Origin of the sequence: Rhizobium sp. IY2 (assembly GCF_047532935.1) — a bacterium.
GTDB lineage: Bacteria > Pseudomonadota > Alphaproteobacteria > Rhizobiales > Rhizobiaceae > Rhizobium > Rhizobium anhuiense.
The window spans coordinates 229,341-253,116 of the sequence record NZ_JBLKNU010000009.1 but is presented as its reverse complement, the minus strand read 5'-3'; the positions used below and the strand labels follow the sequence as shown (position 1 = coordinate 253,116).

Annotated in this window: 21 protein-coding genes and 1 tRNA gene; 14 read left to right on the top strand and 8 right to left on the bottom strand. The window is 61.1% G+C overall.

The window, feature by feature from the left end; translation table 11 throughout:
* The first annotated feature begins 26 nt into the window (after positions 1-26).
* The 3 genes from ACMUVN_RS25100 to ACMUVN_RS25090 all read left to right on the top strand — a co-directional run bounded on the left by ACMUVN_RS25100 (position 27) and on the right by ACMUVN_RS25090 (position 4,174).
* Positions 27-965, top strand: coding sequence for a DUF429 domain-containing protein (locus ACMUVN_RS25100; protein WP_414815578.1), 939 nt, complete (start codon positions 27-29; stop codon positions 963-965).
* A gap of 319 nt (positions 966-1,284) precedes the next feature.
* The gene (locus ACMUVN_RS25095; RefSeq protein ID WP_182562302.1) at positions 1,285-1,599 is read left to right on the top strand and encodes a hypothetical protein; all 315 of its coding nucleotides are present in this window, start codon (positions 1,285-1,287) and stop codon (positions 1,597-1,599) included.
* Positions 1,600-1,837: 238 nt separating this feature from the next.
* A complete protein-coding gene (locus tag ACMUVN_RS25090) occupies positions 1,838-4,174 on the top strand; it encodes a hypothetical protein (RefSeq protein WP_414815577.1) in 2,337 nt (778 codons plus the stop codon).
* Positions 4,175-4,218: 44 nt separating this feature from the next.
* Here ACMUVN_RS25090 and ACMUVN_RS25085 read toward each other — a convergent pair whose 3' ends face one another.
* Entirely contained in the window at positions 4,219-6,309 is a 2,091-nt protein-coding gene (locus ACMUVN_RS25085) for a DUF6538 domain-containing protein (protein ID WP_414815576.1), read from the bottom strand.
* A gap of 158 nt (positions 6,310-6,467) precedes the next feature.
* A tRNA-Gln gene (locus ACMUVN_RS25080) sits at positions 6,468-6,541 on the bottom strand.
* 244 nt (positions 6,542-6,785) lie between these two features.
* Here ACMUVN_RS25080 and ACMUVN_RS25075 point away from each other — a divergent pair.
* From ACMUVN_RS25075 to ACMUVN_RS25065, 3 genes are all read left to right on the top strand, one after another.
* Positions 6,786-8,351, top strand: a complete 1,566-nt coding sequence (locus ACMUVN_RS25075; protein ID WP_414815575.1) for a Ppx/GppA phosphatase family protein — start codon at positions 6,786-6,788, stop codon at positions 8,349-8,351.
* 8 nt (positions 8,352-8,359) lie between these two features.
* Positions 8,360-9,079 carry an RlmE family RNA methyltransferase gene (locus tag ACMUVN_RS25070; protein ID WP_047613760.1) on the top strand — a complete coding sequence of 240 codons (720 nt, stop codon included), beginning with the start codon at positions 8,360-8,362 and terminating at the stop codon, positions 9,077-9,079.
* A 162-nt stretch (positions 9,080-9,241) separates the two neighbouring features.
* Positions 9,242-9,625 carry a VOC family protein gene (locus ACMUVN_RS25065; protein ID WP_168332590.1) on the top strand — a complete coding sequence of 128 codons (384 nt, stop codon included), beginning with the start codon at positions 9,242-9,244 and terminating at the stop codon, positions 9,623-9,625.
* A 110-nt stretch (positions 9,626-9,735) separates the two neighbouring features.
* Here the strand turns inward: ACMUVN_RS25065 and ACMUVN_RS25060 are convergent, their stop codons facing one another.
* Positions 9,736-11,160, bottom strand: coding sequence for a DHA2 family efflux MFS transporter permease subunit (locus ACMUVN_RS25060; protein WP_414815574.1), 1,425 nt, complete (start codon positions 11,158-11,160; stop codon positions 9,736-9,738).
* A 251-nt stretch (positions 11,161-11,411) separates the two neighbouring features.
* On the opposite strand from ACMUVN_RS25060, the gene ACMUVN_RS25055 reads away from it, so the two are divergent.
* The 3 genes from ACMUVN_RS25055 to ACMUVN_RS25045 all read left to right on the top strand — a co-directional run bounded on the left by ACMUVN_RS25055 (position 11,412) and on the right by ACMUVN_RS25045 (position 14,748).
* On the top strand, positions 11,412-12,404 hold the full coding sequence (locus tag ACMUVN_RS25055) for an MBL fold metallo-hydrolase (protein WP_414815573.1): 993 nt from the start codon (positions 11,412-11,414) through the stop codon (positions 12,402-12,404).
* 302 nt (positions 12,405-12,706) lie between these two features.
* The gene (gene guaB, locus ACMUVN_RS25050; RefSeq protein ID WP_047613763.1) at positions 12,707-14,191 is read left to right on the top strand and encodes an IMP dehydrogenase; all 1,485 of its coding nucleotides are present in this window, start codon (positions 12,707-12,709) and stop codon (positions 14,189-14,191) included.
* A 2-nt stretch (positions 14,192-14,193) separates the two neighbouring features.
* Positions 14,194-14,748 (top strand): hypothetical protein, encoded by a 555-nt coding sequence (locus ACMUVN_RS25045; RefSeq protein WP_414815572.1) that lies wholly within the window; start codon positions 14,194-14,196, stop codon positions 14,746-14,748.
* An 8-nt stretch (positions 14,749-14,756) separates the two neighbouring features.
* Here ACMUVN_RS25045 and ACMUVN_RS25040 read toward each other — a convergent pair whose 3' ends face one another.
* The gene (locus ACMUVN_RS25040; protein ID WP_097630492.1) at positions 14,757-15,674 is read right to left on the bottom strand and encodes a LysR family transcriptional regulator; all 918 of its coding nucleotides are present in this window, start codon (positions 15,672-15,674) and stop codon (positions 14,757-14,759) included.
* A 92-nt stretch (positions 15,675-15,766) separates the two neighbouring features.
* Here ACMUVN_RS25040 and ACMUVN_RS25035 point away from each other — a divergent pair, with 92 nt between their 5' ends.
* The 3 genes from ACMUVN_RS25035 (at position 15,767) to ACMUVN_RS25025 (ending at position 17,895) form a co-directional block, all read left to right on the top strand.
* Complete coding sequence (locus ACMUVN_RS25035; RefSeq protein ID WP_414815571.1) at positions 15,767-16,522, top strand: SDR family oxidoreductase; 756 nt, start codon at positions 15,767-15,769, stop codon at positions 16,520-16,522.
* A gap of 112 nt (positions 16,523-16,634) precedes the next feature.
* Complete coding sequence (locus ACMUVN_RS25030; RefSeq protein WP_414815570.1) at positions 16,635-17,051, top strand: MAPEG family protein; 417 nt, start codon at positions 16,635-16,637, stop codon at positions 17,049-17,051.
* A gap of 202 nt (positions 17,052-17,253) precedes the next feature.
* Positions 17,254-17,895 carry a TetR/AcrR family transcriptional regulator gene (locus ACMUVN_RS25025; RefSeq protein ID WP_047614404.1) on the top strand — a complete coding sequence of 214 codons (642 nt, stop codon included), beginning with the start codon at positions 17,254-17,256 and terminating at the stop codon, positions 17,893-17,895.
* Between the two features lie 6 nt (positions 17,896-17,901).
* Here the strand turns inward: ACMUVN_RS25025 and ACMUVN_RS25020 are convergent, their stop codons facing one another.
* Positions 17,902-18,858 (bottom strand): LysR substrate-binding domain-containing protein, encoded by a 957-nt coding sequence (locus tag ACMUVN_RS25020; protein ID WP_003588350.1) that lies wholly within the window; start codon positions 18,856-18,858, stop codon positions 17,902-17,904.
* A gap of 256 nt (positions 18,859-19,114) precedes the next feature.
* On the opposite strand from ACMUVN_RS25020, the gene ACMUVN_RS25015 reads away from it, so the two are divergent.
* The gene (locus tag ACMUVN_RS25015; protein WP_028757089.1) at positions 19,115-19,414 is read left to right on the top strand and encodes a DUF1127 domain-containing protein; all 300 of its coding nucleotides are present in this window, start codon (positions 19,115-19,117) and stop codon (positions 19,412-19,414) included.
* 90 nt (positions 19,415-19,504) lie between these two features.
* Here the strand turns inward: ACMUVN_RS25015 and ACMUVN_RS25010 are convergent, their stop codons facing one another.
* A complete protein-coding gene (locus ACMUVN_RS25010) occupies positions 19,505-20,362 on the bottom strand; it encodes a DUF937 domain-containing protein (protein ID WP_028757088.1) in 858 nt (285 codons plus the stop codon).
* A 230-nt stretch (positions 20,363-20,592) separates the two neighbouring features.
* Between ACMUVN_RS25010 and ACMUVN_RS25005 the strand changes: the two genes are divergently transcribed.
* A complete protein-coding gene (locus ACMUVN_RS25005; RefSeq protein ID WP_414815569.1) occupies positions 20,593-21,477 on the top strand; it encodes a hypothetical protein in 885 nt (294 codons plus the stop codon).
* 31 nt (positions 21,478-21,508) lie between these two features.
* Here ACMUVN_RS25005 and ACMUVN_RS25000 read toward each other — a convergent pair whose 3' ends face one another.
* Both ACMUVN_RS25000 and ACMUVN_RS24995 read right to left on the bottom strand, forming a co-directional pair.
* The gene (locus ACMUVN_RS25000; RefSeq protein WP_028757086.1) at positions 21,509-22,882 is read right to left on the bottom strand and encodes a glutamate--cysteine ligase; all 1,374 of its coding nucleotides are present in this window, start codon (positions 22,880-22,882) and stop codon (positions 21,509-21,511) included.
* A gap of 146 nt (positions 22,883-23,028) precedes the next feature.
* Entirely contained in the window at positions 23,029-23,766 is a 738-nt protein-coding gene (locus tag ACMUVN_RS24995) for a 16S rRNA (uracil(1498)-N(3))-methyltransferase (RefSeq protein ID WP_127430571.1), read from the bottom strand.
* Positions 23,767-23,776: the final 10 nt, after the last annotated feature.

The window sequence follows — 23,776 nt, the reverse complement described above, 5'->3', positions numbered from 1 at the left end:
CGATGAGGAGAGAAGCGGAGTGCAGGATGAGTGTCGCGGTCGTCGCCCATTGCGATTGGAGCATGGACCACAAAAAGCGCTGGATGGCTGTGGCCATCAAGCGCGGTGGACAATGGCACGTTCAGCCTCCGGAACTTGTCAGTGACACGTCGAGCTTGTTCGACCGGCTGCGGCGTCGCGCCATCGAACCTGGCGCGCTTCTCATCGGCTTCGACTTCCCCATCGGCCTGCCGGAGGCCTATGCGCGAGCAGCCGGCCTCGGTTCTTTCCGGGAGGCACTGACATCATTCGGCTCCGGGATCTGGTCGGATTGGTACAATGTCGCTGATCATCGCGAACGTATCTCGCTGCAGCGCCCGTTCTATCCCGTCCGCCCTGGTGGCACGGTGCGCGCGCATCTATTCGATGCCCTGGGGATCTCTAACGCGTCCTCGCTTTTGCGCATCTGTGAGCGGGCGACCGCCGATCGGCAGGCTGCCTGCATGTTGTTCTGGACGCTTGGCGGCAATCAGGTCGGCAAAGGAGCGATCTCGGGATGGCGGGAAATCATCGTGCCGCGGCTGAATGAGATGGGGCTATGGCCGTTTGACGGAAGCCTGGCCGATCTCGCGGGCAGCAAGCCGGTCATCGTCACTGAGACCTATCCTGGCGACGTGTATCGTCAGATCGGCATGCCCCGAAGTGGATGGAGTAAGCGGCGCCACACAGACCGGATACGGATGGGACAGATTATAGTGCCGTGGCTTGCAGCGCGGCCGAACCTCGATACCGGTCTGCTTCAGCCGTTCATCGACGATGGCTTCGCCTCGGACAAAGCAGGAGAGGATCGTTTCGATGCCGTCATCGGACTGCTGGGGATGCTCGATGTCGTTGACGGCCGGCGGGGTGAAGGCATTCCGGCAGTCGATGCCGTTCGAAAATGGGAAGGCTGGATACTCGGACATCATCGTGATGATGTGGCGTGACTTGAAATGAGGTGTGGCACGTTGGCGTCAACTCACATCAAGTTTCCGGCAACCTGAAACAAATTGCGCTCATTTGATTCCGAACACCGGATTTTTGATTCGGAACTCGGAGTTAGCGATTCGGCAACGCCGTTCGCCGCCGAACAGCTCGTCTTGACGTGAGATGACGTGCCTGCAACTCGAAACAAATTGCGGTCATTTGATTCATGGTTCTGCGCCGGCGATTCAAAGGTCGATATTTCCGATTCAGCCGAACAAGGCTTGCGCCGGTAGGCCGGTCCCCTGACCATTGAAGAGGTCGAGGATCGGGAGGAGCATCATGAACCTGAAGGCAGCAAGGCAGCGACAGAAGGCACTTCGCGACGCCAACAGAAGGGCAAAGCGGCCTGACCGAGATGATGTGGCTCGGGTGGCGCTGTTCTGGCTGATCCGGCGGGCGATTGAGAAGGGTCAGCAGATGGAGCTCGAGAAGTTCCAGAACAAGATCGTCTCAATGCTGACGGATCAGGGTTTCGATGAGCGCGAATGCGACGTAGTGTTCGACGATCTGGTCGCCAAGTACCGGATGGGCGGCTCGCCGTTTCGCAGGAAAATCCACCTGATCTATCCCAACGGCCCCGACCAGGAGGTCTGAGCGCGTCCGTGTCCACTTGGTCTGTTGTTACCGGATCTGCTTGCTCGACGAAGCCGATCAACGCCTAACGGCGTTTGCTTCCTTTACGACTTCTCCCCCCATTACTCCCGAGAACGCCGTTTGATTCTGAATCGGATTTATGGAGAAGCAGACGGCTCCAATCCTTCGTTAATCCGCTTCGCTTAGCTCGGCGGGCCCCTCGCATAGAGGGTCCGAGTAACGAACATGATGAAGTGAAATGACCAAGCTAACTGCAATCAAAGCCTTCCAACGTAAGATCGACGCCTATTGCGAACTGCGTCTCTCGACCGCCTTCTCCGGCGAAGAGGCCGAAGCCCTCAAGGCTTATATGCGGCGACTTATCGAAAGACGGTGTGCGCCACCGCGGACGGCAGGCCGCACCGAATGGGATGTCATTGCCCGCATGACCGGGATCGATGCTCGATCGCTTGCATCGCACCACCGTTTGATCGACCCCGGGTTTGATGCCATCGTTCGTTGGAACAGGGACGACGGGAAAACAGCCGGAGACGCGGAAGAGGGCTCCCGGAAGCCTGTAGGCGCAACGAGAGCAAAAAAGGCCAGCGCCGAGAAAACGAAACCGACAATCAAGTCGGCGCCCCCGGAAACTGCGCGTTCCCAGGCTGCCCCCGTGGTGCATAAGTCTGGCGTGAAGGTCGATTTTCCGGAACCTCTGTTTCGCGAGTGGGATGACCCCGCGGATTTCGCCGAAGCACTCCAGCTCCACATGCGTCGCCACGGTGAGACCTACTGGGTTCTCTATCGATCGGTCGTGCGGGCTGACGAGCCCATGGACAAGAATACACTGTTGAGTTGGATCGAAGGCCGGCGCGTGCCGCGAAGCACAGACAGCTTCGATGTGCTTGGTCGTATCCAGCGCCGTTACCGTCTCCCGGAAGGCTATTTTAAAGCGAAGCTGCCGCATCAGTCGCGATCGGCGTCCGGGTTTAATCTATCGGGTATCGAGCCTGCCGAGCGACGCAGGATCGCGTGGCATCTACCAGATGACTTCAATTCGCTTCCGTTCGCCAAGCGCGAGGAGATACTGGATTGGGTCCGTCGCGTCATCATCAGCGGGTCGACGGATTACCGCAAGTTCCAGGCTGCCGCGGTTAAGCAGCGCTACGCCATCCGTTTTCCCGGCGTATCCTACGGTGGACGCGCGCCGCATGATGGAAAGATCGCGGTACCGGCGAACTACGAGGAGACCTGGATAGAGGATCCTGACCTTGTGTCGGGTGTCGTCGATGCGCCGCCTGCGCTAGCGATGGAAATGGTGGACCTTGTCCGCTTCAAGACCTCGGCACTGACATCGATCGGTTTCCAGCGCAACGGTGTCTGGGGTGAGGATACAGCATCGCAGAAGATCGAGCATCTGGGCCTGATGTTCGGTGCCTTGGCCGCATCCAAGACGGGGGAGATCAGGGGATATGGCGTGCCGGTCCGTCACCTGACCTTCGGGCTGCTCATCTTTCCGGGTGTCTGGGACTGGTATCTGCAATGGCGGGAGAGCCGTCGGGGTTTCTATACGGCGTGGGAAGTCGACATGCTGCGGATCGCCCTGGCGATCACAAAGGAGAGCACCGGATGGCTTCGGCAACATCCTGAACTCTTGGTGCGCGTGCAGCCTATTGCCGGTCTCGTCTCGCAGAGCGAGATCGACTATGCCCGGGAGGATTGGCACGGCGCCTGCGAAGACTTTCATAAACACGCTTCCCACCGTGTGAAGGAAATCCAGCGCATTGCCCGGGTCCATCGTGATCCGTTCGAGCCGATCATGCCGGTGCTTGAAGCCGACAGTCCTGTCGGCGAATATCGGAAGATCACCGAGGAGATCATCCGGCTGATGCCCGACGAGGAGCGCTATCCGCGCCCGGCTGCAGAGGCGGTTCGCTCTTTCCTCATGCTCCGATTGGGGCTGCATTTGGGACTTCGTCAGAAAAACCTGCGGCAGTTGATGCTGTGCCCACGGGGCCACACGCCGCGTCCGGAACGCACGCTCGAAAAGCTAAAACGCGGCGAAATTCGCTGGAGTGACCGGGACGGTGGCTGGGAGGTGTTGATCCCGGCGGTGGCTTTCAAGAACGCCCATTCGTCGTTCTTCGGAGACAAACCATTTCGACTTCTTTTGCCCGATCTGCTCGATCTCTACCGTCATATCGACGACTACGTCGAGCGCCATCGCTCGGTCCTTCTTAAAGGCGCCGCCGACCCCGGGACGTTTTTTGTGAAGACGGTCAAGACGACGAGTACCGACGCGGCCTACGACATCACGACCTTCTACGAGGCATGGCGGCTGACAATCCAGCGCTATGGAATCTACAACCCTTACACCGGGCGAGGGGCGATCAAAGGTCTCCTTCCACACGGTCCCCACAATGTGCGCGACGTGCTGGCAACGCACATCCTGAAGCAGACCGGCTCATACGAGCAGGCGAGCTACGCCATCCAGGATACGGCAGACATGGTCGCCAAGCATTACGGCCGCTTCCTTCCGCAGGACAAAGCGGCGTTGGCAGCACGAATTCTCAATCAGGTTTGGGAAGCAGCCTAGTTTCGCGGCAAGCCGAGGCGGAAATCATTTCCGCCTCGATTGCTTCACTTCTTGCCCTCTCGCGCCCATGGCGGCGGCTGCTTGTTCTCGACCCATGGGAGAAGCTGCAGTGGCTTCGGTTCAATGGTCGCGGTAATGATCGGATAGTGTTTGAGTGCGCTCCGCATCAACGGGAGGCCGGCTGGATTGGTGTATCGCGTGTTCGTTTCACTGCCTTCGCTCAGTCGGCCCGAAATATCATCGATCACCTCAGGCGAAACGCCGGCCTGCTTCAGGGTGTCTGCCATACCATGACGAAGGGCATGAATGGATCGCTCCCACAATTTTTCACCGAGGGCGCCACGCATGACAGGAATGAAGGTGTTGTAGAAACGATTGCCCGGATCGTTCTTCGTCTTATGCGAGAAAAGATCCGGAAAGAGAGCTTCGTATCCCAGTCCCTTGATCGCCTGATAATAGTCGAGGAAGCCCAATCGAACCATTTCGTCGGGCATGGGTAGCAGCCGTTTTGATTGTGCGGTCTTCAATCGCCTAATGCCGTTCGTGCGTAGGATGATGACATATCCGTCCTCGTCCTTCGCAATGTCATCGACTGAGAGGCCGGCGAACTCTTTGCGTCTCGGCCCCAGATAGGTGAACAGGATCGGTAGGTAATAGAGCGAATCGTGGAAGACTTGCTTGCCCGGTTGCCGCCGTTTTCCCCGCAGATGATCCCGCGAGCCCGTATAGATCGGACTCGAGAAAATCGGAGCGATGTCTTGAGGCTTCGGTTTGTACTGCTGGTGACGGATGTCTCCGGCTTTGGGCTTTCTCGGGCGAATGCCTTCGAACGTCCAGTCCTCGATTGCGAAACCGTGGCCTTTCAAATGCTTCAGGAAGTGCTGCAGGTTTCCGAAGTGCTTGCGGATCGTTGTGGAGGCGAGGCCAACCTTCGCCTTGGCTTCCGAAGTCTCGGCCGCCTTGCGCAGTTTCTCGCCTTCGGCACGAAGTTCCGGCGCTGACATGATGCGCATCCGGCTGCTCCGGCCCCAGTCCGTGGGAATGTCATTGAAGTGCTGACGCAACTGACCGATGTGATATTGCTCGATCTGCCCGGAATGCTCCACACCATGCTCGATGAGCACCGATTTGAACATCCGCACCAGCGCCATGGCGTCTCGCCCCGTTTCCGGTGTCCATTCTTCGCCCATGTTCGCGATGAGCTTCTCGCACGCTTGCTCGAAATCTGCGACGGCTACGACCCTCTGGTTTTCGCTTTGAGCTTCAGGCGTTGTTGTTTTTGCCTTCGGCGCCACGCGTGGCGACAGGTCGAGAAAGGCGATTTCCTCTGCCTCCGGGATATCGGTCGCAGTCGGTGCCGGCTTGCTCTCTTTTGCCAGCATCAATGAGGGAGGGGCAGCAGGTTCGACCTCGTTGGGCTTCTCCTCGACCACGGACTTGTTCGCTCTGCCGCCACCCGTGAATTCGCTTAAGGTCCGGTCGACGAGATCGTGTCGATCGTCGATGTCAAGCAGGGCTGCGGCACGGCCTTCGAACATTTTCGACATCGCGCGCTCGCGATTGACGGCGGTGTCGGCAATATCGAACTGATAGATCAATTGCCGGATGCCGTCCTCGAAGCCGGCGCTGCGTGCAATCGTGAGCTCGGCGAGATAGTTTGCCCGGATAGCGTCGATATGCGAAGAAGGCACGCCATTCTTGAGCAGGTAGGTGAGCCCGGGGCAGTCGCCATCGAGGCTGAGGTCCGAGCGGGTCCCGAACTTCGCCAGGAGCTGACAGGCCCAGCCAGCCTCGAGATCGAGTTCCATCTCGACGACGTCGCCGCCCCGGCCATTGCGCTTGGCCATCGTGCTGATGTCATCGAGCCTCTCGAGCTCTTGGTCCCGCACGTGCTCTAACAGGATCTGGAGCTGCTTCTTGGTGGTCATCGCGTCCTTCGAATTCATCTTCAGTTCGGCCAGCCGGGTGTTGAGCTTCCGGCCGATGATCTGAGCCTTTCTATGGTCCGAACAATGAAGGCTGAGTGAAAGACGGCTGCCCGGACGGCAGTGAACGAATGCGGCGGGGATGCGCGGCCGCCAGTAGAAGATGTTTCCGCGGCGGATCAGATTCTCGACCTCGTGGCGCACGGCCATGACGAATACCCTGTCTTCGCCTGAGGGATCTGCCGCGACGCGCTAAGCGCCTGGGCATCACCTTTGGGCACCAGTTCTGGGCATCAGGTCGCCAGTGATGCCAAAACAGGATCCGGCACGACTGGAAAATCAAGGAATTAAGGGCTTTTCGGGAGAATTGGCTGGGGAACCTGGACTCGAACCAAGATTAACGGAGTCAGAGTCCGTCGTTCTACCATTGAACTATTCCCCAGCAGTTGCCGCCGAAGCATGGCTTGGCTGCTGTGCGGCGCTTATAACCAAAAGCGGGCGGATTGCAAATACCCGTTTTGAAAAAATTCGGTGCCGTGCGGAGGACGTGAAACCAGCCGCAAATCCCCTGTCCAAAAAAGAATTTGGCGAATTCGGCGGGCGCTGATATTCTTGCGGCAACGCAAAAATCGAATGAGCGCCTGCTGCATACCTTAGGGACTTGCGCGGCGCGATGGAAAAAGAACGTGGAAGACCCCGAAGGCGGCGCCAAGCCGCAATTAGACGGGGCGTCGGCGGCAGGGCGCAAGGACGGCAAGAAGTCCAGGCGCCGCAAGGGCAAACGTGGCGGGCAATCCCGCAACGCTGCTCATCCCGCTTCGCATGAGCATTCCGGCGGTGCCGGACAGCCTGCGCGCCCGATGGAAGATGCAGCCGGCAATCCGGCCCGCAAGCGCAAGCGCCGCCGTCGTGGCGGCCATGGTGTTGCGCAGAACGGTTCACCTCAACCTCCTGTGATGGAACAGGCCGCAGCGGCAGAGCATGCCGCCCGGTCCGACGGTGATTCGGCGCCGAGCCGGCGCAATCGCCGCAAGCATCGCGGCAAGCGCGGTCTGCAGGGCCGGCCGCTGACATCGGCAAAGCCTTCCAGTGCTCCGCAACAGGAAAGCCGCGTGGAAGAGACGGCGCGCATATCGGTTCCGCGCGAAACGCAGAACGGCGCGGCCGCCAGCCGCAAGGGCTGCCAGGATGGCCCTGTCAATCCGGGTTTTCAGGGGGATCGCCAGGCCGGCGACCATGCCTGGCCGGAGGAACTCTATGCCGCTCTCGATCTCGGCACCAACAATTGCCGTCTCCTCATTGCCCAGCCGACCCGCCCGGGTCAGTTCCGCGTCGTCGATGCCTTTTCCCGCATCGTGCGCCTCGGCGAAGGCCTTGCGGCAAGCGGCCGTCTCTCCGATGAGGCGATGGAGCGGGCGATCGAGGCGCTGCGGATCTGCGCCTCCAAGCTCAGGAACCGGGAGATCCGCCGCATGCGGCTGATCGCCACCGAAGCCTGCCGCCAGGCGGTCAACGGTGAGGAATTCCTCAGCCGGGTCGTTGCCGAAACCGGCCTGACGCTCGAGATCATCGATCGCGAAACCGAAGCGCGGCTTGCCGTCTCCGGCTGCTCCTCGCTGGTCGGTCGCGAAACGCGCTCCGTCGTGCTGTTCGATATCGGCGGCGGCTCGTCGGAGATCGCCGTCATCCGCATCGGCGACAATCGCTTCAGCCGCCTCGCCAACCACATCACCCACTGGACCTCGCTGCCGGTCGGCGTGGTGACGCTGTCGGAGCGCCATGGCGGGCACGACGTCACGCCGGAGGCTTTCGAGGGCATGGTGCGCGAAGTCGAAGGCATGCTCGGAGGCTTCGATTGCCCGGAGATCGAGGTCGCCCAGACCGGCGACTTCCACCTGATCGGCACATCGGGCACGGTGACGACGCTTGCCGGCGTCCATCTCGACCTGCCGCGTTATGACCGGCGCAAGGTCGATGGCATCTGGCTGTCCGATGACGAGGTTTCCGCCATGCAGGCAAAGCTTCTCTCCTGGGATTTCGAAAGCCGCGCCGCCAATCCCTGCATCGGGCCGGATCGGGCCGATCTGGTGCTGGCCGGCTGCGCCATCCTCGAGGCGATCCGCCGCCGCTGGCCGAGCCCGCGCATGCGCGTTGCCGATCGCGGCTTGAGGGAAGGCCTGCTGACAGACATGATGGCCGATGACGGCGTGTGGCGGCGCCACCGCAACCGACGCGGCCAGAGAGCGAGATAGAGGAAGGCATGACCAAGGCACCGATCGCGGGAAACCGCACCGGCCGCAAGCTCGGCCAGCGCGTCAAGAACAAGAAGATGAAGGCCTCTTCGCGCCAATGGCTGGAGCGCCATATCAACGATCCCTATGTGCAGCGCGCCCAGCTCGAAGGTTATCGCGCCCGTGCCGCCTTCAAGCTGCTGGAGATCGACGAGAAACACCATATCCTGCGCGGCGCCAGGCGCATCATCGATCTCGGCGCTGCACCGGGCAGTTGGTCGCAGATCGCCGCCAAGGTCACCGGCTCGACGGATGAGGATATCCGTGTGGCCGCGATCGATTTCCTCGAAATGACCCAGCTGCCCGGCGTGAAGATCCTGCAACTCGACTTTCTCGATCCCACTGCGCCGGAAAAGCTGCTGGAGGCGGTAGGCGGCACGCCCGATCTCGTCATCTCGGACATGGCCGCACCCACCACCGGCCATCACCGCACCGATCATCTGCGCACCATGCATCTCTGCGAAGTGGCGGCCCATTTCGCCGTCGAGGTGCTTCAGGAAGGCGGGCACTTCCTGACCAAGACCTTCCAGGGCGGCACCGAGCGTGAGCTGCTCGCCATGCTGAAGCAGAACTTCCGCCAGGTCGTGCATGTCAAGCCGAACTCGTCGCGCGCCGAATCGGTCGAGATGTTCCTGCTCGCCAAGGGCTTCAAGGGGCGCAAGGCGGAAGGTGAAGCAGAGCAAGCTTGATCTTGGGACCGGTCCTGTCCGATGATGCGACCCTGAGATTAGAGCGCCGTGCGTCCTTTCGGACGCACAAAGGACGCTCTAACACTTTAAACCTGCGCATCGTGCTTTCCGAAAAGCGATTCCGATTTTCGGGAAGCACGATGCGCTAAAACCGCTGATCCCATGCTTCTTTACGTCACGCTCGGAACCAACGACCTTTATCGCGCAGGGCATTTTTATGATGCCGTGCTGCCCGTGCTCGGCTATCGCCGCCAGCGCGGTTCGGAGGAGGAAATCGGCTATGCCGCCGATGGCGATACGCGCTGCCGCTTCTGGGTGGTGACGCCCTTTAATCGCCGTCGGGCGACGTCGGGCAATGGCGTCATGGTGGCCTTTGCGGCCGAGCGCCGGGCGGATGTCGACGCCTTCCATGCGGCGGCGATAGCGGCGGGCGCCGTCGATGAGGGCGGGCCGGGCCTGCGCTCCTACCATGCCCATTTCTATGCCGCCTATGTGCGCGATCTCGACGGCAACAAGCTCTGTGCCGTCTGCGAAAGCCCCGAATAGAGCATGTCGCGCAAAAGTGTGCAGCGGTTTTGCGCTATAGACATGCGAAAAACTAAAGATCTAAAGCCTGGCAAGCGAATCTGAATGATCGCGACACGCTTTAGGCTGCCTTATTTCACCGCGTGCTGCTCGGCTTCAACAGTTGCTGCCGCCATCGCCTTCGAGCGGTGGCCGGAAACGAGCGCGCCGGCATTGCGGTCCATACGGATGAAGGGAATGGTCGCAATAACAGTCAGCCCGGCGATGATGTAGAAGGCGAGGTGGAAGTCGGCGACCTGCAATTCCTCGCCGCTGAGATAGATCGAGCTCTCCAGGATCGCGGCGGCGACCGCGACGCCGAGCGCCAGGCTGATCTGCTGCATCACCGAGCTCATCGAGGTCGCCTGGCTGGCTTCGGCATCATTGATGTCGGCGAAGGCGAGCGCATTGACGCCGGTGAACATGAAGGAGCGGGAGAAGCCGCCGAGTAGCAGCACGCCGATGATGACGAGGTGCGGTGTCGACGGCGTGAACAGGCCGGTGACGACAGTCACCAGCGTCGTCACCATGGCGGCGGCAAGCAGCGTCGTGCGGAAGCCGGCGGCGGCGAAGACGCGCTTCGCCATGAATTTGGTGGTGATCGCCCCGATGGCTCCCACAAAGGTGATGAGGCCGGATTGGAACGGCGTCAGCCCGAATCCGAGCTGCAGCATCAGCGGCGTCAGGAAGGGCATGGCGCCGACGCAGATGCGAAACAGCGTGCCGCCCAAGGTGGAGGCCCGGAAGGTCGGGTTCTTGAACAGGTTGAGGTTGAGGATCGGGGCCGGATGGCGCTTGGCGTGGCGCACATAGAGAAAGCCGCAGGCAAGGCCGATTAGAGTGGCGGTGACGCCGATAATCGGGGGCAGGGCCGGCAGGCTCACCACCGACAGGCCGAAGACGACGCCCGCGGCCGAAAGCGAGGTGAGCACGAAACCGGTGAAATCCAGCTTCGGCGGCGCCGTCGCCTCCACTTCCGGCAGGAAGATCGTCGCCAGCCAGATGCCGATGATGCCGACCGGCACGTTGATCAGGAAGATCCAGTGCCAGCTGAAATAGGTGGTGATGAAGCCGCCGAGCGGCGGTCCGGTGAGCGGGCCGACGAGCGCCGGGATGGTCAGCAGCGCCATGGCCGAGACCAGATCGCTGCGCTTCGTCGTGCGCACCAGCACCAGGCGACCGACCGGGGTCATCATCGCGCCGCCCATGCCCTGCAGGAAGCGGGCGAAAACGAATTCGACGAGGTTGGAGGAGATGGCGCAGAAGATCGAGCCGATGACGAAGACTGATATGGCAAGCCGGAAGATCTTCTTGGCGCCGAACCGGTCGGCCATCCAGCCGCTCACCGGGATGAACACCGCAAGCGCCACCATGTAGGAGGTCAGCGCCAGCTTCAGCGTGATCGGCCCGACATGCAAATCACTAGCGATCGCCGGCAGCGCCGTCGCAATGACAGTCGAATCCATCTGTTCCATGAAGAGGGCGACGGCGAGGATCAGCGGGACGATACGATTCATAGGCGGGAGCCTTGATGGGGCAGCGGATTGAAGCTGGGAAGGCCAGTGCTGTTTAGTCCCAGTTCCCAGCCGTGCCAATCCCCAAATCCGGGTCGTTGACGCGTTCGCTTCACGTCTGCGTGAGACGACTTGCGCATCAACGTCGGCAGTCAAGATTGACATATGTTTACTTGGCCGGAGCAAGAAATCCGGCTGGGATCGACACCGCGGGCCGTGCGGTGACGCATCGCACGTCATAAGAGGATGGACATATGGCAATTTCATCGGGAATAAAGCGGCGCACCCTTTTTGCCGCAGGCTTTGGCATGCTCGCGGCGCCGGCAATTTTCAAAGAGAGGGCCGAAGCGGCCGCAACTGGAGAAAGCAATCATATGGATGGAACGCTTTTGCCCGAGATCAATCAATTCAAGCTCGGTTCCTATAAGTTCACCGTGGTCCGTGACGGCACCAGCATCGTCGAAAAGCCCTATGAAACCTTCGGCACCAATCAGAACCCCGAAACGGTCCAGGCGTTGCTGACCGCAAACTTCCTGCCGGCCGACAGGTTCATGAGCTTCTACACGCCGGCTCTCATCGATACCGGTTCGGATGTCATCCTCGTCGATACCGGCTTCGGCGCTGCCGGCCGCGCTCGCGGCGCCGGCCAACTGACCGAAGGCCTGAAAGCGGCAGGCTATTCGGCCGACGACGTCACGCTGGTGGCGCTGACCCATCTGCACGGCGATCATATCGGCGGCCTGATGGAAAACGGCACGGCTGCCTTCAAGAATGCCCGCTATGTCGTCGGCCAGGCGGAATATGATTTCTGGTCGGACAAGGCACGCGAGGGCACGCCGACCGAAGGCAGTCACAAGGCGGTGCTCGCCAATGTCGCACCGCTCGCCGAAAAGACCACCTTCATCAAGGACGGCGATAGCGTCGCGCCCGGCATGACGGCGATGCTGGCGGCCGGCCACTCGCCGGGGCACATGGTGTTCCACGTCGAATCCGAGGGCAAGCGCCTGGTGCTGACCGGCGATACGGCCAATCATTATATCCTGTCGCTGCTGCGGCCGGATTGGGAGGTGCGCTTCGACATGGACAAGGCGCAGGCGGCGGCTACGCGCCGCAAGGTTTTCGAGATGATCGCGACCGACAAGATCGCCTTCCTCGGCTACCACATGCCGTTCCCGGCGGTCGGCTTCGTCGAGAGGCAGGATGGCGGTTATCGCTTCGTGCCGAAGACCTATCAGTTCGACATCTGATCCGGAGCAATTCCAGCAAAGTGCGCAGCGGTTTTGCCGGGAAAAACGCGAAGCGACTTTCTCGGGAATGCGTAGGAAGAAGGTTCTGAAGCGCGAGCAGCGAATCTGAAAGATCGCGATGCGCTTTAGACGCATGGCACCCATGACGAGCCCGGCGGACGCGTCGGGCTTTTTGCTATTTCCTTCCTGTCATAGACGTGTTACCAGCCCTCGCCAACTTCCAAGCAACTCATGCACACCGCCGGGGCGGACGATTCGTTTCCGGGCCGGGTTGCATTTTTCTTAAATGAAGGAATTTGGCCATGGCACGCATCATAGAAACGGCAACCGGCGCGGACGCGCTTACCTTTGACGACGTGCTGCTGCAGCCGGGACATTCCGAGGTCATGCCCGGCCAGACGAATATCTCCACGCGCATCGCTCGGGATTTCGAACTCAACATCCCGATCATCTCATCCGCCATGGATACGGTCACCGAGAGCCGCCTGGCGATCGCCATGGCCCAGGCCGGCGGCCTCGGCGTCATTCACCGCAACCTGACGCCGATCGAGCAGGCCGAGCAGGTCCGGCAAGTGAAGAAGTTTGAAAGCGGCATGGTCGTCAATCCGGTGACGATCGGCCCCGATGCCACGCTTGCCGATGCACTCGGGCTGATGAAATCCTACAGCATTTCCGGCATCCCCGTCGTGGAGAAGTCCGGCCGCCTCGTCGGCATCCTGACCAACCGCGACGTCCGCTTCGCTACCGATCAGGAACAGAAGATCCATGAACTGATGACCAAGGACAAACTGGTCACCGTCAAGGAAAACGTCGATCAGCAGGAGGCCAAGCGCCTGCTGCATTCGCATCGCATCGAGAAGCTCCTGGTGGTCGATGCCGAAGGCCGCTGCGTCGGCCTCATCACCGTCAAGGATATCGAGAAGTCGCAGTTGAACCCGAACGCTTCCAAGGATGCGCAGGGCAGACTTCGGGCTGCGGCCGCCATCAGCGTCGGCGATGACGGCTTCGAGCGCGCCGAACGGCTGATCGAGGCCGGCGTCGATCTTCTGGTCGTCGACACCGCCCATGGTCATTCGCAACGCGTCCTCGATGCCGTCACCCGGGTCAAGAAGCTTTCCAACTCGGTGCGCATCATGGCCGGCAACGTCGCCACCTATGACGGCACCAGGGCGCTGATCGATGCCGGAGCGGATGCGGTCAAGGTCGGTATCGGTCCGGGTTCGATCTGCACGACGCGCATCGTCGCCGGCGTCGGCGTGCCGCAGCTCGCCGCCATCATGTCGGCGGTGCAGGCCGCGAATGATCAGGACGTGCCCGTCATCGCCGATGGCGGCATCAAGTTCTCCGGCGATCTGGCCAAGGCGATCGCCGCCGGCGCTTCCGCCGTCATGATCGGCTCGCTGCTGGCCGGCACCGATGAGAGCCCGGGCGAGGTCTATCTCTACCAGGGACGCTCCTTCAAGGCCTATCGCGGCATGGGCTCCGTCGGCGCCATGGCCCGCGGCTCGGCCGACCGCTACTTCCAGGCCGAGGTGCGCGACACGCTGAAGCTCGTGCCGGAGGGCATTGAGGGCCAGGTGCCTTACAAGGGGCCGGTCTCGGGCGTCATCCACCAGCTCGCCGGTGGCCTCAAGGCGGCCATGGGTTATGTCGGCGGCAAGGACCTCAAGGATTTCCAGGAGCGGGCCACCTTCGTGCGCATCTCCGGTGCCGGTCTTCGCGAAAGCCATGCCCATGACGTGACGATCACCCGCGAGAGCCCGAATTATCCGGGCGCCGGCCTCTGATCATGAAGGCGGGCAGCGGGATTCCTCTCTGGATCGTCGCGCTGCTCGCAGCCCTCTGCCTTGCCGTGCTCGCCTGGACGACCTTCGGTTTCGTCGTTCCGTTCAAGCACGAAACCGGGCAGGCGGTGCTCGATACCTATTTCGCCGGTTACGATGAGTCGGCGGTCTTCCACATGCAAAAGCTGCTCGATGAGAACGAGACGGCGACCAGGTTGCTGCGCGCCATGTATTTCGGGCCGGAGCTGATCTTTCCGGCACTGCTGACGGCGCTGCTGTTCCTCGCCTTCCTCAAGCTCGGTCCTGCCGGTGCGTGGTTTGGCCGATCGGTGCATCCGCTTGTCGGCAGGGCGATCTATCTGCTGCCGTTCATCTACGGCATCGCCGATTATGGCGAGAACATCTCGAGCCTCATCGCCTTCGGTAATGGTGCGCCCTCAGCGCTTGCAACGCAGCTGCTGCCGTGGATGACGCGGCTGAAATTCGCAAGCCTCGCCATCTGCTTCATCCTCATTGTCCGGCTTGCCATCGGCCGCTGGCTTGCGCCGCGTGAAGATTGAGGGTGCCATCAGCCTGTCCACCGCCACGTCGGATTTGAAAGCCGCGCCACCATGAAATCCGAGAGCACCTCCACCTTCGCAGGTCGAGCCCGGGCAGAGGGCGTGACGAAATAGAGCGCTCCGCTCGGCAGCGTCCAGTCGGGTAGGATCGCTTTCAACCTGCCATCGGCGAGATATTCGTGCGCCATGAATTCCGGCAGCTCTACAACCCCAAGGCCGTGCAACGCCATTGGAATCAAGGCTTGCGAATTGGTGGAGCGCAAGGGACCGGCCGGCACGACAACTTCCTCTTCGCCTGCCTTATTGCGAAAGCGCCAGACGTCCTGGCGCGGCCGATAGGCGTATCCTAGACAATGATCGGCCTTAAGCTCGCGCGGATGTCGCGGCGTGCCGTATCGATCGAGGTACGCAGGTGCAGCGAGAATGAAGGGAGCGACCGCTGCCAGCCTCCGGGCGACCAATGAGGAATCCGGCAGAACGGCAATTCTCAGGGCAGCATCGAATCCGTCTCCCACCAGGTCGACGACGGCGTCGCTCATATGCAGGTCGATAGAAATATCGGGATAGAGGTCGAAAAAATCGGGCAGGATCGGCGCCAGCCAGCGTGTGCCGAAGGCCATCGGCGCGGCAAGCCGGATAAGCCCTCGCGGTCGGCTGGACAGCTCGCGCGCTGCATTTTCCGCAGCCTCTGCCTCCGCATAGAGCCGCGAGGCACTGTCGACCAATCGCAAGCCGAAATCGGTCAGCGCCAGTTGCCGCGAGGTGCGGTTGAAAAGCCGTGCGCCAAGTCTCTCCTCCAGCCGGCTGACGGCCCGCGAAACGGTAGGCACCGATACACCGAGCGTCCTAGCGGCGCGAGCGAAAGAACGCTCTTCGGCCACCTTGGCGAACATGGCCAGGCCTTCGAAATCCGGAAAGTTCGTCATTTCATTCCTGTAACGATAGCTTTCATTTCTTTCTATTTCGAAACGTTTCCCGCGTCCATATCTCAGTCTCGGTCGAACAACAGGAGACGACAATGACACAGAGATTGAGTGGAAAGATCGCAGTGATTACCGGCGCGACATCGGGCATTGGCCTTGCCACTGCCAAGCGTTTCGCCGCCGAAGGCGCCCAGCTTTTCGTGACCGGCCGGCGCAAGGACGTGCTCGACGCGGCGGTTGCGGAAATAGGGGGTAAGGTTGTCGGCATCCAGGCGGACTCGGCAGAGCTTGCAGACCTTGATCGGCTCTATGAACGCGTGAAAGCCGAAGCCGGCCGGATAGATGTGCTGTTCGTCAATGCCGGCGGTGGTTCGATGCTGGCGCTCGGCGAAATTACCGAAGAGCAGTATGACGACACGTTCGACAGAAATGTGAAAGGTGTTCTTTTCACCGTGCAGAAGGCTTTGCCGCTGCTCGGTCCGGGCTCATCGGTTATCCTGACGGGATCGACGGCGGGCTCGACCGGCACACCCGCCTTCAGTGTTTACGCCGCCTCGAAGGCCGCGTTACGAAGCTTTGCTCGCAACTGGATCCTTGATCTCAAGGATCGCGGCATTCGTATCAATACGCTGAGCCCCGGTCCTACAAAGACAACTGGTCTCGTCGAACTCGCCGGCAAAGATGAGGCGCAACAGCAGGGCTTGCTCGAGTATCTCGCAACCCAGGTGCCAATGGGGCGCGTCGGCCGCGCCGAAGAGATCGCCGCCGCCGCACTCTTCCTCGCTTCCGACGATTCGAGCTTCGTCACCGGTATCGAACTCTTCGCCGACGGCGGTGCCGCGCAGGTGTGATGAAATCCGGCGGCCTGCCAATGTTGGATGGCGGGCCGCCGACGCTGGTATCCAGATCGTCTTTCGACTAATGCTCGCGTTGAAAGCAGAAGCGGAAAGGAAACGGCCACATATGACCGGCTATCAAATCTTCTGGCCACTCCTCGCCCATGTGGCCCTGGTCTACGGTCTTTATGCGCTACTCGGCGTGCGGCGCGCGAAAATGGTCCGCGCCGGCAGTATCGCCAAATCGGATTATCGCGAAAACCGGGGCGAGCCGGCCGAAAGCCTCATCGTCAAGAACTGCCTCGCCAATCAGTTCGAACTGCCCGTGCTGTTCTACGCCTGCTCAATTCTTCTCTATATCACCGAGGCCGACAATCTCATCTCTGTCGTCCTCGCCTGGGCCTTCGTCGCCCTGCGCTACGCCCATGCCGCCATTCACGTCACCAGCAACGATATGCGCTATCGCAGCCCGATCTTCGCCGCAGGTTACATCATACTCGCCGCCATGTGGGTGTGGCTCGCCGCATGGATGGGGATGAGCTGAGGCGCGCGTGCGCCTCGTCCGTCACTGACCGGTCACGCGGCTGACACCGTATCGGTACCGGTTGCGATGGGTAAAATCACATCCTGGAATCGTGATCGTCACGGGCTTTTCCCAACCGTTAAAATGCGAGCATTTCCATTTACCGCCGATGAACACCCTGCATGTCATGCCTTCCGCCGCGAACAATAAAAATGGGAACGACATGGGCGCGGAAAGCATGGATCGGATCGGCTTGCGCAGGAAGCCGAAGCAGGAACGCAGCATCCAGAGGCTGGATCTCATTCTTGCCGCGGCTGCCAGGATCATTGCCGAAAAGGGCGTCAGCGCCATGCGGATGACGGAACTCGCCGTCGCCGCCAAAGTGCCGATCGGTTCGGTTTACCAGTATTTTCCCGAGAAGGCGGCGATCGTCAAAGCCCTGTTCGACCAGCACGCTTCGGCGATCCAGGCGAAGACGGCGGCGATGTTTGCCGACGTCAGGTCGCTCGACCAGGCGCTCGACCGCGTCTGCGCCATCATCGACTGGTATTACGATTCCTACCATGACGATCCCGTTTATCTCGGCGTCTGGATGGGAACGGAGACCGATCAGGATCTGCTGCAGCTGAACATCGAGCATAGCGGCCGCGTCGCCGGTATCTTCCACGACGCCGTGCGCGATCTCACTCCCGACCTTTGCGACGAGGATATGTACGCGCGCACTTACCTGTTCAGCCACCTGATCGGCGCCGTCATCCGGCTTGCCGCCGTCAGCGACAAGGAGTTGGCGCGGCGCATGCTCGACCAATGGAAGCGCGTCATCCGCGCCTCCCTTTTCACCACGAGCGTGCCTGCCGCTGCTTGAGTCGGCTTACCAGCTCGGCACCATATTGGCGGCCTTCAGCCGCGGATAAAGGCGTGCCTGGGCGGATTTGACATCGGCCTCGAGAGTATCGTCGACGACGGCAGGGGTGATGTTGTCGAGGCAGGCGGTGATATGCGCCGTGATCGCGTTCATCAGTGAGAGCGAAACGCCCGGCCGCTTCATGATGCCGATTTGCACCGGCGGCAGCGCCGGAAAACCGTCGGCCTGGCTCAGTACTTTCATGCCTGTTCGCAATGCCGATTCCGGCATGACCGAAACCGCCATGCCGGCAAGCACGGCAGCGGCAACGACGGTGCAGGACCAACTGGTGAACAGGATCTGGTGCTCGCGTCCCACAGCATCGAGCGCCGAGCAGGCGAGCTGGCGCCACTGGCAGTCGCGCCGGCCGACGGCAAGCGGCACCGGCGCGTCGTCGCGGATCGGATGGTTGGCCGAGCCCACCCAGCAGAGCGGCTCGGTTCTCACCACATCGGACATGCGCTCGCGCGGATTGTGGGTGACGAGGGCGATGTCGAGCTCGCCTTTGTGCATGCGCTCGGCGAGATCCACCGAAGGCTCGCAGACGATGTAGAGTTCGACATTCGGATGCGTCTTGGCGAAGCGGCCGATGATTTCGGGCATGTAGCGGTCGGCATAATCGTCCGGCGTGCCGATCCGCAGCGTCCCCTCCAGCCTGTTGTCGTCGAAGGCGGCGATCGCCTCATTGTTGAGGCGGATGATGCGCCGGGCATAGTTGAGCAGCTTTTCACCCTCGACCGTCAGCCGGTTGCCGCGCCCATCCTTGATGAACAGCTGCTTGCCAATGCGCTCTTCGAGGCGGCGCATCTGCATGGAGACGGCCGATTGGGTCTTGTAGACCCTGTCGGCCGCCTTGGTGAAGCTGCCGGAATCGACGATGGCGATGAAAGTCTGCAGTTGGTCGAGATCAAGAGGTGCGGACATGGTTTCACCCATAAAGATAGCTGATGATAATCATTAGAAACATTCGTTGGACTGATCAATAGGTCTTTGGCATCTTCGGGATGCAAATCAAAGCAAAGTGAAGGACAGACACCCTGCCTGTCCAAGCGGAATTCAGCTTGCTCCTTCCCGCACGACCTCGCGGGAGGGGTGGGTTGCGTTGCGCGCCGATCTAAAACGTTACAGCGCCCTTCATGCGTCTAAAAGACGTGCGGCACTGTACAGAAAGGAGAGTTCAATGCGCATGACAGACCGGACACTCGAACTCGACTGCGGCAAGCCGACCCCGACGTTTTTCCAGCGTCTGGCGGCAGGCCTCGCACCGTTGGCCTCTCTCTTTCGCGTGTTCCGCAATCGCATGGAGATCAACGCGCTGCATGATCTGAACGACACGCAGCTGAGGGATATCGGCCTTACCCGGGCCGATCTGACCTCCGCGTTCCTGGCGTCGACCTTTTTCGAGGACCCGTCGGAACATCTGACGCGTTCGGCGCGCAATCGCTGGCGCCTGTCGTCTCTTTTGCGCTCCTACGAATAGTAGGAGCGTCGAGTTTCCCCGCAGGGTGATAGCCAATAGCCCTGCCGCTTGACCCGGTGATAGGCTTTCCCAAGCCATCTCCGGGTTTTTTTATTCGGAGGAGGGCTTCGGCCGATAGGTTTCGAAGATCGCTTCCAGGTTCTTCTGGTAGCTCTTCTGCACTTCCAGTCCACTGTCGAACATGGCGTTCAGCATCTGGGTATAGCTGTCGGCATTGACCTTCGCCTCTTCCTTCGACGCCTCCGGCGTCTTGGTCTTGGTCTTGGTCGGGGCCGCCGGCTGCTGGCCGAGCCCGCCCATCATCTCCTGGAAGGCCTTGGCGAAGGGATTGTCGAGGAAGGGGTTCGGCGTCGGCGTTGGCGCAGGCTTCGGCACCGAAAACATCTGCTGCATTGCCTGCGTGAAGGGATTGTCGAAGATGCTGGGCTCCGGGGCCGGCTTCGGCGCGAAGCCGGTACTCTCAAGCCATTTCTGGATGGTCTCGCCCATCGCTGTGTTGACGAAGGGGTTGACCGGCGAGGCCATCTGTCCGGTCGTCTGCTTGAAGAGCCCGCCCATCAGCGTGTCGGCCAGCACCGGCAGCATCCGCTTGTAAATATCCTGGCCGATGCCGGTCATCTGTGCGGCCTGGGCGGCGACCGCGCGCGAAACTTCCTTCGAACCGAAAAGCTGGGCAAGGATGTTGTTGCCGTCGGAAATTCCTTCCGGCGTGAAGGCCCGGCTCATATCCTCGAAATATCGCCCATAGTTGCCGGAGGAGACCGCCTGCATCAGCCCGACGAAATCGTAAGGGTTGCTGGTGCTGCGCTTCAGCCCGGCAGAAAAGGCCGGCATCAGCGCCGCCATCGCCTTCGTCGCCTGTTCCTGCGCGAGGTTGAACTGCCGGGCGATCGCTTCCATCGCCGCGCCGTTCTGCGCCTGCATCATCATGTCGAAGAGTGGCAGCATGGAGGTCCCTTTCCCCGAGTCGTGACGCGTGTCACGTCACTATATCCGGAAATGGTAATGTGCAAACGGCTTTTTGCCATAAGAACTTAGGGAGGAATTTTGCTGGAGCATGCGGCCGAGGCGCCAACGAACGGAGCTGATGAGGCAAAAGCGGCCACAACGACGGCAAGTTGGTCGGGATATATGCTATCCTCACCGAAACCGATCCCTGCGCGCCGGCGTTTCCTTCTATGGCCGAGACGAAATCCCCCGCTGGTCACGACGACGCGCCGCCCGGTGAAGACGGTGAAAAGCCCGGCGCGGATATTTCCTTTCCCTATGACAGGATGACCGTCGAGCAATTCCGAAGACGCTTTCCCCGTGCCCGCTGGAGCGATGCCCGCAAGGCCTGGTTTGTTCCCGGCCGGACGGCGTCCAGCCGCATCGGACGATGGCTTGCCGAGATGGAGGCCGAAGCCGACGCCCACGCCGATGCGAAGGGACGCGACGCCTTCGTCTTCGATCCGATCGACAGTGCCTATCTCGAATTCGGCAAGGCAGGTTTCCGAATTCGCACACCCTATTCGAAAACTGTCGTTGACGAACTGCGCGAGGTGCCGTTCTCACGGTGGGACGGTGATCTCAGAATATGGCACGTTCCTTTCCGGTCCTATGAGGAACTCCGACGCCGGTGGCCTGATATCGAGGCTGCGGCGCGCAGAAACGAACCGGAGGAGAGACGGCGTCGCGCCGAGGAGCGCAAGGGGACCGAACTGGATATACGCAGCAAGCGCCGCTCCGCGGAACGCAAGCGTCATCGTTACCCGCTTCAGAGCGATGACTTGCCGCCGATCGGACGTCCGGTGGCCACCGCCTATGGAATCGTCGTCTTTACCGACATCTCAGGCGAACTGGTCGAACCGGACGTCGTTGCGGACTTCTATCCCGGCGTAACCGAAGATCACGTCTGGGGACATTGGCGGGTTCCCACACTCGAAGAACTCGTCCGCACCTGGCCGTCGAAAGTTCCTCCGGTTGAGGACGCCGAGTGGTGGCTGCCGACGATCGATGAACTGAGACCGGCTCGCCGTACGGCACGATCGCGCGAAGCCAGGAAGCGCGCGAAGGCGCCGTGAACCAACTTGAATTCCTTGAATCAGTCTCGCCTTAGTACTGATAGTCCTCGAAGACGGGTTCCACGGAACCGTTCCAGCGGCCGTGATAGAGCGACAGCAGATCCTCGGCGAGCGTTGCTTTCTTGGCGAGCACTTCGTCGAGCGGCGCAAGGAAGATGGTCTCGTCCTGGCCTTCGCCGTTGAGCTTGCCGCGCGCCTTGAGGCCGGCCTTTGAAATGCCGATCACCTCGCGCGCCATGTCGAAGAGCGGATGGCCGCGGAATTGCGCCTTCAAGCCTTCGGCGGGAACGGCATTGCGCAGGGCGCTGATCTCGGCAAAGCTCCAATCCTTCGTCAGTTCGTCGGCGGCCTCAAGGGCCGTATCGTCGTAGAGCAGGCCGACCCAGAAGGCCGGCAGCGCACAGATGCGCCGCCAGGGGCCGCCGTCGGCGCCGCGCATTTCCAGGAAACGCTTCAGCCGCACGTCGGGGAAGAGTGTCGAAAGATGGTTCGTCCAGTCCCCCATCGTCGGCGCCGGATCGGCGACCTCGCCCTTCAACGCGCCGTTCATGAACTGGCGGAAGGTGACATGGGTACAGTCGTGATAGTGGCCGTCGCGGACGATGAAATACATCGGCGCGTCGAGCGCCCATTCGGCATAATCGCGGAAGCCGAAATCGTCGCGGAAGGTGAAGTCGAGCAGGCCGGCGCGTTGGTTATCGACATCGCGCCAGATATCGCCGCGCCAGGAAAGCAGCCCGTTCGGCTTGCCTTCAGTGAAGGGCGAAGATGCGAAGAGGGCGGTCGCCAGTGACTGCAGCTTCATCGAGACGCGCATCTTTTTGCGCATGTCGGCTTCCGAGGAGAAATCGAGATTCACCTGGATCGTGCAGGTGCGGTACATCATGTCGAGACCCTGGGTGCCGACCTTCGGCATATAGCGGGTCATGATCTCGTAGCGTGATTTCGGCATTTGCGGGGTTTCCGCATAGGTCCATTTCGGACTGCCGCCGATGCCGAGGAAGCGGATGCCCATCGGCTCGGCGATTTCCCGCAGCGTCGCCAGATGCTGGTTCGATTCCTTGCAGGTCTCGTGGATCGTCTCCAGCGGTGCGCCGGAGAGTTCGAACTGGCCGCCGGGCTCGATCGAGATCGCGCCCATGCCGTTCTGCTCGGCAAGGCCGATGATGTTGCCGCCGTCGGTGATCGGCTCCCAGCCGCTTTTCTTCTGCAAGCCGGTCAAAAGGGCCGAAATACTGGCATCGCCGAAATAGGGAACCGGACTGTTGTCGGCGCGGAAGAAGGCGAACTTCTCGTGTTCGGTGCCGATCCGGAAGCGCTCCCGCGGCTTGTTGCCGGCGGCAATGTAATCGGTCAGATCCTGGACCGAAGAGAGCGGTGTCTGGTCGGTAGTGTCGCGGGCCATGCGGGATACCTGTATTCAAAAAGGCGCCCAGGGGGCCGGGCAGTTGGAAGGCTGATTAGGACCCAAGCCACCCATGTTGCAAGTGAAATTGTTTCAACGACGCATCAAAAAAATAGCAGCGATTTCTATGTCAACCCGTTTTCGCCCTAATTCCAGTCGCCGATCGCCGCCTGGACCACCGCCAGCGCCGCAACGGCCGCCGTATCGGCCCTGAGGATGCGCGGTCCGAGCGGAATGGCGGTGACGAAATCGAGGCTTCGAAGCCGCGCCCGTTCCTCTTCCGAAAAGCCGCCTTCCGGCCCGACGAGCAGAGCAAGATGCTTTTCCCGGATCGCCGACAGCACCGGCAGCGGGTTCTGCCCGGCGTCGCCCTCGTCGCAATAGATGATGCGACGCTCGCTCGGCCAGCGGTCGAGCAGGTCGAGAAGCCTCACCGGCTCGGTTACATCGGGGATGCCGAGAATGCCGCATTGTTCCGCCGCCTCGACGACATTGGCGCGCAGCTTGTCGAGATTGGTGATCTTGCCCTGGACGTGCTGGGTCATGACCGGCTGCAGCAGGCCGGCTCCCATTTCCACAGCCTTCTGCACGAGATAATCCATGCGGCCGACCTTGAGCGGCGCAAAGAGATAATGCAGGTCGCAAGGCTGCGGCTGCGGCCGGGTCTCTTCGGTTGCCGTCAAGAGGATGCGTTTGCGCGTAGGAAAAGTGAGGGTCGCCTTCCACTCGCCGTCGCGGCCGTTGAAGAGCAGGATCTCCGCCCCTTCCTCCATCCTCAGCACATTGGCGAGATAGTTGAACTGGTCGGTATTTGCCTCGAGGACGGCGCCGCGGGAAAGCGGCGCGTCGACGAAAAGCCGTTGCATACGGAAATTGGCGCGCATTCGAAAACTC